14 protein-coding genes are annotated in these 13,842 nt (G+C 72.2%); 7 read left to right on the top strand and 7 right to left on the bottom strand.

All coding sequences use genetic code 11. The features are described 5' to 3' along the window. Window positions 1–17 precede the first annotated feature (17 nt). On the top strand, window positions 18–311 hold the full coding sequence (locus ACZ4YY_RS30245) for an AzlD domain-containing protein (protein ID WP_468297478.1): 294 nt from the start codon (window positions 18–20) through the stop codon (window positions 309–311). Between the two features lie 61 nt (window positions 312–372). On the opposite strand, the gene ACZ4YY_RS30240 is transcribed toward ACZ4YY_RS30245, so the two are convergent. Then, window positions 373–1,317: a hypothetical protein gene (locus tag ACZ4YY_RS30240; RefSeq protein WP_468297409.1), complete on the bottom strand. Its 945-nt coding sequence runs from the start codon at window positions 1,315–1,317 to the stop codon at window positions 373–375. 79 nt (window positions 1,318–1,396) lie between these two features. Between ACZ4YY_RS30240 and ACZ4YY_RS30235 the strand changes: the two genes are divergently transcribed. From ACZ4YY_RS30235 to ACZ4YY_RS30210, 6 genes are all read left to right on the top strand, one after another. Beyond that, window positions 1,397–1,591 (top strand): DUF3046 domain-containing protein, encoded by a 195-nt coding sequence (locus tag ACZ4YY_RS30235; RefSeq protein WP_468297406.1) that lies wholly within the window; start codon window positions 1,397–1,399, stop codon window positions 1,589–1,591. A gap of 59 nt (window positions 1,592–1,650) precedes the next feature. Further along, a complete protein-coding gene (locus ACZ4YY_RS30230; RefSeq protein ID WP_468297403.1) occupies window positions 1,651–2,916 on the top strand; it encodes an AI-2E family transporter in 1,266 nt (421 codons plus the stop codon). 374 nt (window positions 2,917–3,290) lie between these two features. After that, complete coding sequence (gene recA / locus ACZ4YY_RS30225; RefSeq protein ID WP_468297400.1) at window positions 3,291–4,418, top strand: recombinase RecA; 1,128 nt, start codon at window positions 3,291–3,293, stop codon at window positions 4,416–4,418. Window positions 4,419–4,421: 3 nt separating this feature from the next. After that, window positions 4,422–5,249 carry a recombination regulator RecX gene (gene recX, locus ACZ4YY_RS30220; protein WP_468297397.1) on the top strand — a complete coding sequence of 276 codons (828 nt, stop codon included), beginning with the start codon at window positions 4,422–4,424 and terminating at the stop codon, window positions 5,247–5,249. 224 nt (window positions 5,250–5,473) lie between these two features. Continuing rightward, on the top strand, window positions 5,474–6,130 hold the full coding sequence (locus tag ACZ4YY_RS30215; RefSeq protein WP_468297393.1) for an ArsR/SmtB family transcription factor: 657 nt from the start codon (window positions 5,474–5,476) through the stop codon (window positions 6,128–6,130). Beyond that, complete coding sequence (locus tag ACZ4YY_RS30210) at window positions 6,127–8,667, top strand: ABC transporter permease (protein WP_468297390.1); 2,541 nt, start codon at window positions 6,127–6,129, stop codon at window positions 8,665–8,667. The genes ACZ4YY_RS30215 and ACZ4YY_RS30210 overlap by 4 nt, the downstream gene beginning before the upstream one ends. Before the next feature lie 49 nt (window positions 8,668–8,716). Here the strand turns inward: ACZ4YY_RS30210 and ACZ4YY_RS30205 are convergent, their stop codons facing one another. From ACZ4YY_RS30205 to ACZ4YY_RS30180, 6 genes are all read right to left on the bottom strand, one after another. Beyond that, complete coding sequence (locus tag ACZ4YY_RS30205; protein ID WP_468297472.1) at window positions 8,717–9,088, bottom strand: rhodanese-like domain-containing protein; 372 nt, start codon at window positions 9,086–9,088, stop codon at window positions 8,717–8,719. Between the two features lie 254 nt (window positions 9,089–9,342). Then, window positions 9,343–9,921, bottom strand: coding sequence for a cupin domain-containing protein (locus ACZ4YY_RS30200; protein ID WP_468297387.1), 579 nt, complete (start codon window positions 9,919–9,921; stop codon window positions 9,343–9,345). A 41-nt stretch (window positions 9,922–9,962) separates the two neighbouring features. Next, the gene (locus ACZ4YY_RS30195) at window positions 9,963–10,034 is read right to left on the bottom strand and encodes a putative leader peptide (protein WP_309544753.1); all 72 of its coding nucleotides are present in this window, start codon (window positions 10,032–10,034) and stop codon (window positions 9,963–9,965) included. Window positions 10,035–10,266: 232 nt separating this feature from the next. Then, a complete protein-coding gene (locus tag ACZ4YY_RS30190) occupies window positions 10,267–11,910 on the bottom strand; it encodes an FAD-dependent monooxygenase (protein WP_468297468.1) in 1,644 nt (547 codons plus the stop codon). Window positions 11,911–12,154: 244 nt separating this feature from the next. Continuing rightward, a complete protein-coding gene (locus ACZ4YY_RS30185; RefSeq protein ID WP_468297384.1) occupies window positions 12,155–13,060 on the bottom strand; it encodes an amino acid ABC transporter permease in 906 nt (301 codons plus the stop codon). Continuing rightward, window positions 13,057–13,725: an amino acid ABC transporter permease gene (locus ACZ4YY_RS30180; protein ID WP_468297381.1), complete on the bottom strand. Its 669-nt coding sequence runs from the start codon at window positions 13,723–13,725 to the stop codon at window positions 13,057–13,059. The genes ACZ4YY_RS30185 and ACZ4YY_RS30180 overlap by 4 nt, the downstream gene beginning before the upstream one ends. Between the last annotated feature and the right edge of the window lie 117 nt (window positions 13,726–13,842).

Genomic DNA, 13,842 nt, shown 5'->3' with positions numbered 1-13,842 from the left:
TGTGGCAGAGCTGCGCGCTGAGCCTTCTGGTGTTCACCGGCGCCTCGCAGTTCGCGCTCGTCGGGCTGCTCGTTCCGACCGGCGTCCTCGAGCGGCCCCTGGTACGACGGCTGGCGGCGCTGCTGCCCGTGGCCCTGCTCGCCGCCCTCACCGCCCAGCAGACCTTCGCCGACGGGCAGGCCCTCGTGCTCGACGCGAAGGCCGCCGGGCTCGCCGCGGCCGCCGTGGCGCTCGTCCTGCGAGCGCCGTTCCTGCTGGTCGTCGCGGTGGCCGTGGTCGTCACGGCGGGGGTGCGGGCCCTCGCCGGGTGACCGGGGCCCTCCGGCGACCGGGCCGGCATCCGGGCGTGCGCTCCCCCGGACACCCTCTTCGTCAGCCGACGGGGCGGCCGTACGCCCTGAGGGTGCGCAGGGCCTCGACGGTCACCATGGGGCGGGCCTCCAGGGCGGTACCCGGCGCCCAGCGGCGCCATCGGATCGGCCAGCCGCCGTCCTCCTGCTGCTCGGCGGCGAGGAAGTCCAGGGAGCGGGCCATCTCGTCGTCGGTGAACCACGCGCGCGCGAGGGAGCCGGGGGCGCGGGCGAAGTCGTACGGGAAGTGGTGCTCGCCGGGGGCGTAGCCCGAAGCGACCGGGAAGGCGTCCAGGCGGTCGGGGTCCAGGACGGCCAGCCGGTGCTCGCGGACCAGACGGCCCAGCCGGTCTGCGGCCGCCTCCGCGCGCGGGCGGTCGGGTGCGGAGTCCAGGAAGGCCACGGCGGCCTGGATCTCGTAGGGGTGGGACGTCTCCAGCGCGTCCACCGCCTGCCAGCAGTAGTCCGTGGCTCGGAACAGCCACGCGTGCCAGACCTCGTTGCGGTGCAGCACGCCGACCACCGGGCCGGTCGCAAGGAGTTCGCTCGGCGGGTCGTCCACGATCGGCACGAACGGCGCCGCCGGATAGCCGCGTTGGCTGGGATGCACCGCCGGGAGCGCTCCGTCAGCGGTCGAGACGGAGGTGAGATAGCGGCACAGCCGTTCCACCCGCTGCCCTCCGCAGCGCCCCAGGGCGTCCAGGACGCGCAGGGCGCGAACGGTGTGCAGGGGCTGGCTGACGGGGCCGCGCAGATCGGGTTCCAGCGCGTGGCCGTACCCCCCGTCCTCGTTGCGGTAGGCGTCGAGCGCCGTCTCGACGGGGTCGGCGGCGCCATGGAGGAAGTGGTACGCGAAGAGGCGCTGCTCCAGCACGCGCGCGGTGAGCCAGACGAAGTGCTCGGCGCGGAAGAGTGGGGAGGGCGCCCGGGGCGTCGGGGGGAGTGGGGATGCTCCTGGTTCGGCCATGGGTCAGACCGTAGGGCGGAAAGCGGTCTCCGCAGGCCGTCCCGGCAGGGGCCACCCCCGGGGGCGGGATACTGGTGTCATGCGGTTGACGGTCTTCTGGCAGCGGATGGACGAGCACTTCGGCACGGGCTACGCCGACACCTTCGCGCGTGATCACGTGATGACGGAACTCGGCGGGCGCACGGTGCACGAGGCGCTCGCGGCCGGCTGGGACGCCAAGGACGTGTGGCGCGTGGTGTGCGCGGTGATGAACGTTCCGCAGGAGAAGCGCTGATCCGTCACGGAGATCGTCCGGGGTCTCCGATTGTCGGTGGCGTGGGCGAGACTTGGTCCGTGGCACCCACTGACGAGACAGGGCAGGTCGGCCCGCACACATCCCCTTCGGACACGACGCCTCCCGCCAGGCCCCCGGCAGGCGGCGATGCCGTGCCCGGCGGGCGCATGCCGCGCTGGCTCCCGCGCGCGATGCTGCTCGCGTTCGCTCTCTTCGGTGTGTTCCAGCTGAGCACCTGGGCCTTCCACCAGCTCACCGGTCTGCTGATCAACATCCTCATCGCCTTCTTCCTGGCTCTCGCCATAGAACCCGCGGTGAGCCGGATGGCCGCCCGTGGCATGCGCAGGGGGCTCGCCACCTTCCTGGTCTTCTTCGGTCTGCTGATCGGCTTCGCGGGCTTCTTCACCCTGCTCGGCTCGATGCTCGCGGGGCAGATCATCAAGATGATCGAGGACTTTCCGCAGTACCTCGACTCCGTGATCAACTGGATCAACACCACGTTCCACACCGACCTCAGGCGGGTGGACATCCAGGAGGGGCTGCTCCACTCCGACTGGCTGAGGCGGTACGCGCAGAACAGCGCGGCCGGCGTCCTGGACATCTCCACGCAGGTCCTGGGCGGCCTGTTCCAGCTCCTGACGATCGCGCTGTTCTCGTTCTACTTCGCCGCCGACGGGCCCCGCCTGCGCCGCGCCCTGTGCTCCGTGCTGCCGCCCGCACGGCAGGCCGAGGTGCTGCGCGCGTGGGAGATCGCCGTCGACAAGACCGGCGGCTACCTGTACTCGCGCGGACTGATGGCCCTCGTCTCCGGCGGGGCCCACTACGTCCTGCTGCAGGTCCTCGGTATCCCGTACGCGCCCGCACTCGCCATGTGGGTGGGCGTCGTCTCGCAGTTCATCCCGACCATCGGCACGTATCTGGCGGGCGCGCTGCCGATGCTGATCGCCTTCACGGTCACGCCGCTGTACGCCGTCTGGGTGCTGATCTTCGTCGTGGTCTACCAGCAGTTCGAGAACTACATGCTCCAGCCCAAGCTGACCTCGAAGACGGTGGACGTGCACCCCGCCGTCGCCTTCGGTTCGGTCGTCGCCGGCACCGCCCTCCTCGGCGCGGTCGGCGCCCTGGTCGCGATCCCGGCGGTCGCCACGCTGCAGGCGTTCCTGGGCGCGTACGTGAAGCGGTACGACGTCACGGACGACCCCCGTGTCCACGGGCACCGCAGACGGGGTGAAGGCCCGAACCCGCTGACGCGCGCGCGGCGGCTGTGGTCCAGGGCGCGGCGGCGCACCGCCGGGTCGGGGAGCGGCTCCGGCGACAGGCCGTGAGGGTCGGTACGGCCGGGGGACGGTGTCCACGAGCGTGTCGGCACCGGGTCACCCGGGCCGGGGCCGGTGTCCGCGAGCGTGCCGGTGCCCGGCCGTCCGGGCCGCTGCCGGTGCGGTAGCTGCCCGGCCGTCCGGGCCGCTGCCGGTGCGGTGGACGCAGCCTTCGGAGTGCCGCGTGGTGCGCTTGACACCAAAATCGAACATCCATTCTTATGGAGGCTCCGGTGAGGCTCTCGGTGAGGATTCTGTCCCGGTTTGGACAGGTAGGTACCCGAGTTATCCACAGGCCGGGCCGGCGTCGGGGCGCATTGTCAGTGGCAGGCGTTAGCGTCTTTGACGTGAAGCGATCGACTCAAGCAAACCGGGTGGAACCCATGGCAGGAACCGACCGCGAGAAGGCGCTGGACGCCGCACTCGCACAGATTGAACGACAATTCGGCAAGGGCGCGGTCATGCGCATGGGCGAGCGGTCGATGGAACCCATCGAGGTCATCTCGACCGGGTCGACCGCCCTGGACGTGGCCCTGGGCGTCGGTGGCCTGCCGCGCGGCCGTGTCGTGGAGATCTACGGACCGGAGTCCTCCGGTAAGACCACGCTGACCCTGCACGCCGTGGCCAACGCCCAGAAGGCCGGCGGACAGGTCGCCTTCGTGGACGCCGAGCACGCCCTCGACCCCGAGTACGCGAAGAAGCTCGGCGTCGACATCGACAACCTGATCCTCTCCCAGCCGGACAACGGCGAGCAGGCCCTGGAGATCGTGGACATGCTCGTCCGCTCCGGTGCCCTCGACCTGATCGTCATCGACTCCGTCGCCGCGCTCGTCCCGCGCGCGGAGATCGAGGGCGAGATGGGCGACAGCCACGTCGGTCTGCAGGCCCGCCTGATGAGCCAGGCCCTGCGGAAGATCACCAGTGCGCTCAACCAGTCCAAGACCACCGCGATCTTCATCAACCAGCTCCGCGAGAAGATCGGTGTGATGTTCGGCTCCCCCGAGACCACGACCGGTGGCCGCGCGCTGAAGTTCTACGCCTCGGTGCGCATCGACATCCGCCGCATCGAGACCCTGAAGGACGGTACCGAGGCGGTCGGCAACCGCACCCGCTGCAAGGTCGTCAAGAACAAGGTCGCGCCTCCCTTCAAGCAGGCCGAGTTCGACATCCTCTACGGCCATGGCATCAGCCGCGAGGGCGGCCTGATCGACATGGGCGTGGAGCACGGCTTCGTCCGCAAGGCAGGCGCCTGGTACACGTACGAGGGCGACCAGCTCGGCCAGGGCAAGGAGAACGCCCGCAACTTCCTCAAGGACAACCCCGACCTCGCCAACGAGATCGAGAAGAAGATCAAGGAGAAGCTGGGCGTGGGCGTCCGTCCGGCCGAGCCCGCGGCCGAGCCCGCCGCGGACACCGCACCGACCCCGGGGACGTCCGCGGACGACGCCGCCAAGACGGTCCCCGCTGCCGCCAAGGCCGCCAAGACCAAGGCCGCAGCTGCCAAGAGCTGATCCGTGACGCGACGAACGGACCGGGCCGAGTACGACGCCCACCCCGGCACCCCCCGGGAACCGGGGAGCCTTGCCGGCGGCCCCGCCCGAGGTGACGAACGGCCAGACGGCCGACCGGACGACGACGTGTCCGGCCGGCCCGACCACGGCCGGTACGGCGACGACGGGACCTCCGACGGCGAAGGGCGACGCCGCGGCGGCCGGACGGGGCGCGGCACCGACGGCGGTCCACGGGGTGGGCGTGGGCGCCGCCGACGGGGCTTCGGAGAACCGTCCACCGAGGACGAAGGCGCTTCCCTCTCGTCGAGGGCCGAGAAGGGGGAGCCTTCAGGGGACCCGGCTGAGCGGGCACGGGCGATCTGCCTGCGCCTGCTCACCGGGACCCCGCGCACGCGCAAGCAACTCGCCGACGCCCTGCACAAGCGGGAGATCCCGGACGACATCGCCGAGGAGGTGCTCTCGCGGTTCGAGGAGGTCGGGCTGATCGACGACAGTGCCTTCGCGGGCGCCTGGGTGGAGTCCCGGCACCACGGCCGGGGGCTGGCCCGCCGGGCGCTCGCACAGGAACTGCGGACCAAGGGCGTCGACTCGACACTGATCGACGAGGCCGTCGCCCAGCTCGACTCCGACCAGGAGGAGTCCACCGCACGCGACCTGGTCGACCGCAAACTGCGTTCGACCCGCGGCCTCGACCGGGACAAACGGCTCCGCCGTCTCGCCGGCATGCTCGCGCGCAAGGGCTACTCCCAGGGCATGGCCCTGCGAGTGGTCCGCCAGGCGCTGGAGGCAGAGGGGGAGGACGCGGAGTTCCTGGAGGGCGAGGAGTTCTGAGGGACGTGGGGCAGGGCGGCGTTCCCGCGCGGTCTGCGGCGCCGTCGAACACCCCGCGCCCGCGGACCCGGCCATCGGTCACCGACCATCGGCCACCGGCCGGGAACCGGCCGTGACCCCGGCACCTCCTCTGACTCCTCGACGCCCGGGTGGGGCTAACCCCCCGTCAGGGACGCCGGGTCACCGCAGTGCACAGAGCCCTGTGCACAGACGACTGTGTAGCCATGCCACAGCATCCCGACCCCGGTGGGCCCGCCACAGCGAAAGCCGCAGGAGATCGCGCCCTCGCTGCCCCCGTCGAACTCGGCGATCTCGCCGCGCTCAAGGCGCTCGCCCAGCCGCGCCGTCAGCGCGTGCTCGAACACCTCACCCTGCACGGCCCGGCCACGTCGGCGACGCTCGCCCGCGCCCTCGGCCTGAACACCGGGGCGACCAGCTACCACCTGCGCGAGCTGGCCCGTTACGGCTTCGTCGAGGAGACGGACGGCCGGACGGCCGCCCGGGAGGAGCCCCGGTGCCGTGAGCGCTGGTGGCGGGCCGTCCCCGGCGACCGCCGCTTCCCGCCGCGCAGCCGGCAGAGCCCCGAGATGCGGCACGTCATGGACGAGCTCAACCACCACGCCTACGCCGCCGACCTGGAACTCTTCGAGCGACTCCAGCGGGACGCGCACGACGACGACCCCTGGGCGGACGCCTTCCCCTACTCGCGCGGGACCATCCGGCTCACGCTGCCCGAACTCCGGGCGTTCTTCGAGGAGTACATCGCCCTCCTCAACCGCTACCGGCGGCCCGAATCCCGCACCCCGCCCGACGCGCGCACGCTGCTCACCCGGTTCCTCGCCTTCCCCGCCCCCACCACCGAAGAGGTAGAACGCCCATGATGCTGCGCTACGCCCTCACCTCCCTGCGCGCACGCAAGACGGCCTTCCTCGGTGCCTTCCTCGCCCTGATGTGCGCCGCTGCCCTGATCACCGCGTGCGGCACCCTCCTGGAGACAGGACTGCGCGGCACCATCCGCACCGAGCGGTATGCCGCGACCCCCGTCGTCGTCTCCGCCGACCAGAACGTGCACCAGAGAACCGTCAAACACAAGAAGGGCAAGACGAAGGTCAAGCACAAGGCGAAACCCGTCGCCGAACGCGCCTGGCTCCCGGCAGGTCTCGCACGCACCCTGGCCGACACGCCGGGCGTCGCCCGAGTCGTCCCCGAACTCACCTTCCTCGCCGAGCCGTCGGCACCCACGGCCGACGGCGCCCGCCTCACCGGCAGGCCCTCCCACGGCCACTCCTGGGAGTCCGCCGCACTGACGCCGTACCGGCTCATCACGGGGGCCGCCCCCGAGCGAGCCGACGAGATCGTCGTCGACCGGTACCTCGCCGAGCGGGCCCACCTCGTCCCCGGAGACCGTCTCACCGTCCAGTCGACGCAGGCACCCCGCGCCTACCGCGTCACCGGAATCGCCGCCCCCGCCACGGACGTACGCCACCAGACGTCGCTGTTCTTCTCCGCGGCCGAGGCCCGCCGGCTCGCCGCCCACCCGGGGCAGGTCACCGCGTTCGGAGTGATCCCGCGGCCGGGCACGGACCCGGGCAGACTGCGGGAGGCCGTGGTGGCGGCCCTGGAGGGCACGAGCGCACAGGTCGCCGTCGGGGACGCACGGGGACCGGTCGAGTTCCTGGACGCCGCCGCGGCCCGCACCCGACTGGTCAGCATGGGCGGCGCGATGGGCGGCACCTCACTGCTCGTCGCGGTCCTCGTGGTCGTCGGGACCTTCGCGCTGACCGTCCAGCAACGCCACCGTGAACTCGCCCTGCTGCGCGCCGTGGCCGCCACCTCCGGGCAGGTCCGCGCCCTCCTCGGACGGGAGGCGCTGCTCGTCGGCGCGGCGGCGGGAACAGCCGGCGCCCTCCTCGGCCTGCCGCTCGGCAGCCGCCTGCACGACAGGTTCGTCGCCCTGGGCGCCGTACCCGCCACGCTCGAGCACGGCGTGAGCGTCTTCCCGCCCCTGGTCGCCCTCACCGCAACCCTGCTCGGAGCGTGGGCCTCCGCGCGGATCGCCTCCCGTCGGGTCATCCGGATCCGCCCCACCGAGGCCCTCGCCGAAGCCCGGTCCGAACGCACCCGGCCCGCCTGGGGCCGTATCCTCGCCGGTCTGCTCCTGCTCGCCGGCGGTGGCGTCCTCGTCGTCCTGCTCGGCGTCCTGCGCACCGAAGCCGCCTCGACGCCCGTGACGTTCCTCGCCGTCGTCGTCCTGTCCACCTCCGTCGCCCTCCTCGGGCCGCTCCTCGTCAAGGCGGCCGCCCTCTTCCTCGCCGGTCCGCTGCGCCTGACCGGACCACAAGGCAGGCTCGCCAGGGCCAACCTCCGCGGCAACGCCGTCCGTATGGCCTCCGTCGTCACCCCCCTCACCCTGCTCGTCGGCATGACCTGCACCGTCCTGTTCGTGCAGCCCACGCTCGGGGACGCGGCCCGCGCCCAGGCCCGCGAAGGCGTCACCGCCGACTGGGTCGTCGCCTCACGAGGCCCCGGTGTCCCCACCGAGGCGGCACGGCGACTGCGCGACGGAGGAGACGTCGTCACCGAGGTCGTCCGCACGACCGTCCGGGTCGGGCTCGACAAGTTTGCGGCCCAGGGCGTCACGCCCGCCGGACTCGCCCGCACCTGGGACCCGGACGTCACCGCCGGCTCCCTCGGCAAGCTCTCCGGACGCACCGTCGCCGTCAGTGAACTGGCCGCGGACCAGCTGCACCTGACACCCGGCAGCACCCTGAGGCTGACGCTCGGCGACGGCACTCCCGCCACCCTCACCGTGGCCGCCGTCTACGCCAGGGGGCTCGGCTTCGGCGACCTCACCTTCGACCACGACCTGCTCGCACGCCACGTCGACAACCCGCTCTCCTCCTCGCTCCTTGTCAGCACGGACCGTACACAGACACAACTCGCGGCTACGCTCCGTGAGTTCCCGGGGGTCACCGTTCTCTCCCCGGGCGCCGCCGACTCGCTCCAAGCGGCCCGGCAGCAGGCGAACGCGGAGGTCAATCTCCTGGCCATGGGGCTCGTGCTGGCCTTCACGGCCATCGCCGTGGTCAACACGCTCGCCATGTCCGTCTCCGAACGGGTGAGGGAGTTCGCGCTGCTGCGTCTCGCCGGGGCGACCCGCCGTCAGGTGCTGCGCATGCTGCGTCTGGAGGCGCTGTCGGTCCTGCTCCTCGCCACGGCCCTCGGCAGTGGGATCGCCCTGAGCGTCCTGACCGGTTTCAGCGTCGGCATGACGGGCGGCGCGGCACCGGCGGTCACGCCCCTGGTGTATGCCGCGGTGGTCGCGGTGGCCGGCCTCCTCGCCCTCGCCGCGACGGCGCTGCCGGGCCGGATGGCGTTGCGCGTCCGCGCGGTGACGGTGGCGACCGCCAAGGAGTGACCGGCCGTCGCGAAGGAGCGCGTGCGTGGCACGGCGGGCGTGGACAGCCCTACGAGGTGACCGGCAGTCCCGCCGCCCGCCAGGCCTGGAACCCGCCGACCAGGTCGGTGGCCCGGCGCAGGCCCACCTGGTGCAGCGAGGCGGCGGCCAGGCTCGAGGCGTAGCCCTCGTTGCAGATCACGACGATCCGCAGGTCGTGACCGGTGGCCTCGGGGAGACGGTGGCTGCCCTGCGGATCGAGGCGCCACTCGAGCTCGTTGCGCTCGACGACCAGCGCACCCGGGATGAGCCCGTCCCGTTCGCGCAGGGCCGCGTAGCGGATGTCGACGAGTACGGCCTCGCCCGCGCGGGCGGCCTCGAAAGCCTCCCGCGCCTCCACGCGCGCGTACCCGGCACGCACACGCTCGAGCAACACGTCTATGCCGAGGGACGCTCCCGGCGGCTCAGCCTGCTCAGGCTGCCCGACGTGTCGAGGCCGCTCGGTCTGCTGAGCCGTCCCGGTCTGCTGGGCCTGCTCGGCCGGCTGAGCCCTCTTGGTCCGCTCAGGGGACTCGGTCCCCTCGACCGTCACGTTCTGCTCAGCAGTCACCTTCTCTACAGCGGTCACCTTCTCTACGACCGTCACCTTCTGTACGACAGCCACGTTCCGCACGGCCGTCCCGTTCCGCTCGCCGCTCACTGCCAGTCCTCCGGGCGCTCGACCTGCTCCAGGCGCAGCACCTGGCCCGACCGGCTGTAGCGGCGGATGCGCGGCAGCGGCGGGTAGTAGGCGTGGACGGAGATCGCGTGCTCGTCCGTGGACTCGTTGAGCACCTCGTGGACGTGGTGGCGTCCGAAGGCGCGACCCAGGCCCGCCGCCAGCCGGCGCGAGCGGTCGACGCCGTCCGACAGCTCCAGGGTCCTCCAGCCGTCGGTGGGCAGCCGGGCGGCGAGCGAGTTCTCCGTGAGCGTTCCCCGAGCGGTGAGGAAGGCACCCACGGAGTCGGCGTGGTCGTGCCAGCCGGTTCCGGTGCCGGGCGGCCAGCCGATCAGCCACGCCTCGCTGCCGCCGGGGCCCTCCAGGCGCACCCAGGTACGGCCCTCCGGATCGAGGGGGAGCGAGGAGACCAGATCGGGGTCGGCGGCCGTACGCCGGACGAAGTCGAGGAGCTCCGCCTGAGTGGGCGGAACGACGGCGGCAGACAGGGAAGGGGAGACTGACACGGGTACCGTCCTGGAAGCGTTCGCGGGGCGCGCGGCAGCGCGAGGGCGCATCGGCGTATCGCGGCGCGCGCCGGTGGAAGAGGGATGCGAGTTCAGCAGGACGGACGACACACGCAGCCCGCATAGCGGACGAGGTCCATATGGACCCTCCGCCACAGGCGCACACAGGTGTCGGTCACGATGCGGAGTACAGCATGCCGGTGCGCATCGGTCAACTGAGTGTCACGATCCGGACCGCAGGGTGACCGTGAGTGGAATCAGCCGATCATCACACCACCGCACATGCCGCGAGCTTCGGCACCTCACACGCCGCGAGCCTTTCGGCACCGCCACCGCCGTGAGCCCCCGGCACCCACCCCGCACACAGCCACCGCCCCCACGCGCCACGCACCCACCTCACTTCACACTCGCCCCGGCCCCCGCCCCGGCCCCCGCACCCGCTTCGGCCTCAGCCTCCGCTCCGGCCCTCGCTCCCACATCCCCACCCATCGCCGTCTCCGCCGCCGTGTACAGATCGGCCGGCCGCACGCCGCTCAGCGCCGTGACCAGGTGGCCGTCGGGGCGGATCAGCAGGACCGTGTGGGCGGCCGCGCCCGGATAGGCCTCGGTGACCAGCAGCTCCGCCGGGCAGGGCAGGGCCGTCACCGCGGCGGCGAGCCGGGGCATGATGCCGGCGCCCACCCAGTGCTTGCGCTCCCACACGCCCGTGCCCGGCGCGATGAGCACGACGAGCAGGGCGCCGCGGCCCAGCCGGTCGTGGAGCCGCACGAACGAGCCGTCCTCCGCCGTGACCCGTACGTCCTCCACCGGCGAGCCGGGGGGCGTGGCCACGGGGACCGCCGCCTCCAGCTCCTGGGGTGTGAGCGGGGAGCCGACGTGCGTGCCCGGCGCGCCCAGGGGCCCGCGCCCCAGGTGACCGTCCGTGAGCAGCAGGTCGTGACCGCGGGCGGTGCCGGGGACGTACGCCCTTATGCCGCCGCCGCCGCGCAGCAGCGGAAGCGCCTGGTCGGCGGCGCGCAACCGGGCGGCGACGATCGCACGCCGCTCGGTCTGGTAGCTGTCGAGCAGCGCCTCCTGCGGTCCGTGGTGCCAGGCCAGCGCCAGCTTCCAGGCGAGGTTGTCGGCGTCCCGCAGCCCCTCCTCGAGGCCCTGTGAGCCGAGCGCGCCGAGCAGGTGCGCGGCGTCCCCGGCGACGAAGACCCGCCCCACGCGCCAGCGGCGGGCCAGCCGGTGGTGCACGGTGTGGACACCGGTGTCGAGCAGCTCGTACGGCGGGGTCGTGCCGTCGCTCCAGCCGGCGAGGGTCTCCCGGACGCGGGAGACCAGCAGTTCGGGCGTGACCAGGTCCTTGCCGGGCGGCAGCAGCCAGTCCAGGCGCCAGACGCCGTCCGGGAGCGGGCGACCGGTGATCTCCCCGGCGGAGGGACCGGACGTCCGCCACGGCGGCGCCCGATGGAGCAACGCCTCACCGGCCCACGGAAGCTCCGTGCGCAGCGCGGCCACGGCGTGCCGCTCCACCGCCGTACGGCCGGGGAAGCGGATGTCGAGGAGCTTGCGGACCGTGGAGCGCGGGCCGTCGCAGCCCACCAGGAAGCTGCCGCGCCACCACGTACCCCGGGGGCCGCGGGTGTGGGCGGTGACACCGGAAGGTTCCTGCTCGACGGTGTCCAGGCGGCTGTCCACGGCGATCCGCACCAGCCGCTCGCCGGCGAGGGCTGCGCGCAGGACGCCGGTCAGCGCGTGCTGCGTCAGGTGCACGGGCGCGTCCTCGCCCTCGTCGAACGTGACCGCGCGCGTCACCTGCCTGCGCCGCATCGCCCGCCATCCGGCCCAACGGCATCCGGCCGCGGCGAGGGAGGTTCCCGTGAGCCGTTCCACGAGGGCGGTGGTGTCGGCGCGCAGGACGACGCTGCGGGCGAGCCGCGGTTCGTCCTTGCCCGGACCCTCGTCGAGGACGATCGACGGCACCTCCTGCCGCGCCAGCGACAGGGCGAGCGTCAGCCCCACGGGCCCCGCTCCGACGATGATCACCGGGTCCACGGTGTGCCGCCCCCTGCCCGCGAAGGTGTCCTGAGGGACGTGAGTGAACAAGAGGTTGGAGCAGGGTGCACGATCACAGAACGTATGCAACCCATTGCCGCTGCTTGCGTCAAGCGACGGAGGCAGTGGCGAGCCCGCCACTGCCTCCGTACAGGTCAACCCGCTTGAAAGGTTCTTGCACCATGCCCGCCCGGGTCGCGCGGCCTGATCAGGCGCTCATGGTGCAAGGACCCCTGAGTGCGCGTCAGATGCCGCCGCCCGCGCCGGTGCCGTAGGTGCCGGGCACCGCGGCGGGGTTGTCCTCGACCTCTTCCGGTGCGAGCACCGCGCCCGTGCTGCGCTTGCTGCGCCGCAGTCGGCCCTCCAGCCAGGAGGCGAACGAGGTGAGGAGGAAGTTGAGGACGATGAAGACGATCGCCACGACGATGAAGCTCGGGACGACGTTGGCGTAGTTGGCCGCCAGGGTGCTCCGGGCGTTCAGCAGCTCGGTGAAGCCCAGCATCACGCCGCCCAGCGCGGTGTCCTTCACGATGACCACGAGCTGGCTGACGATGGCCGGCAGCATCGCGGTGACCGCCTGCGGCAGCAGGATGCTGGTCATCGTCTGGCCCTTGCGCAGACCGACCGCGTACGCGGCCTCCGTCTGCCCCCGGGGCAGGGCGAGGATGCCGGCCCGCACGACCTCGGCGAGGACCGAGGCGTTGTAGAGCACCAGGCCGGTGATGACGGCGTACAGGGGCCGGTCCTCGCTGCTGACGCCCGTGGAGCGGACGTAGAACTCGTTGGCGAACAGCATGAGCAGCAGCACCGGGATGGCCCGGAAGAACTCGACCACCGCACCGGCCGGGACGCGCACCCAGCGGTGGTCGGACATACGGGCGATGCCGAAGAACGCGCCCAGCGGGAGGGCGATGACCATGGACAGCGCCGCGGCCTTCAGGGTGTCGCCGAGGCCCGGCAGCAGGTAGGTCGTCCACGCCTCAGAGGTGGTGAACGGCTCCCACAGGGACCACTCGAGCTGGTTCTTCTCGTCCATCTTCGTCCAGACCCACCACAGCGCCAGGCCGAGCAGGACGATGAAGAGAACCGAGAGGAGGACGTTGCGCCGCTTGGCGCGGGGCCCGGGGGAGTCGTAGAGGACCGAGCTCATCGCTTCACCGCCAGTCGCTTGCCGAGCCAGCCGAGCAGCAGGCCGGTGGGAAGGGTCAGGACCACGAACCCGAGGGCGAACACCGCGCCGATGGCCAGCGTCTGGGCCTCGTTCTCGATCATTTCCTTCATCAGGAAGGCCGCCTCGGCCACGCCGATCGCGGCCGCCACGGTGGTGTTCTTGGTCAGGGCGATCAGGACGTTGGCCAGCGGGTTGATGACCGCGCGGAACGCCTGCGGCAGCACGACGAGCCGCAGCGTCTGGCTGAAGCTCAGCCCGATCGCTCGCGCCGCCTCGGCCTGGCCCAGGGGCACGGTGTTGATGCCGGAACGGATCGCCTCGCAGACGAAGGCCGCGGTGTACGCGGCCAGACCGAGCACCGCGAGCCGGAAGCCCTGCAGCTCGAAGTCGTCGGACGCGCCCATCGTCATCCCGAAGATGTCGGCGAGGCCGAGCGAGGTGAAGACGATGATGACCGTCAGGGGGATGTTCCGGACGATGTTGACGTAGGCGGTGCCGAACCAGCGCATCAGCGGGACGGGGCTGACCCGCATCGCGGCCAGCAGGGTGCCCCAGACCAGGGAGCCGACGGCGGAGAAGACGGTCAGTTTGACCGTCATCCAGAACGCCGCGAGGACGTCGTAACCTTCAAGAAAGTCGAACACGATCTCCCGCGCTTCCGGGTGTGTGGCGTACGTGGAGGGCGTGGCGGGGGGGGGGGGGGGGGGGGGGGAGGGGGGGGGGGGGGGGGGAGACCCAAAGCGGAGACGGAGTGGCACAGG

The sequence above is a fragment of the Streptomyces sp. NPDC030143 genome (assembly GCF_055573695.1).
This window is presented reverse-complemented; position numbering and strand designations above follow the sequence as displayed.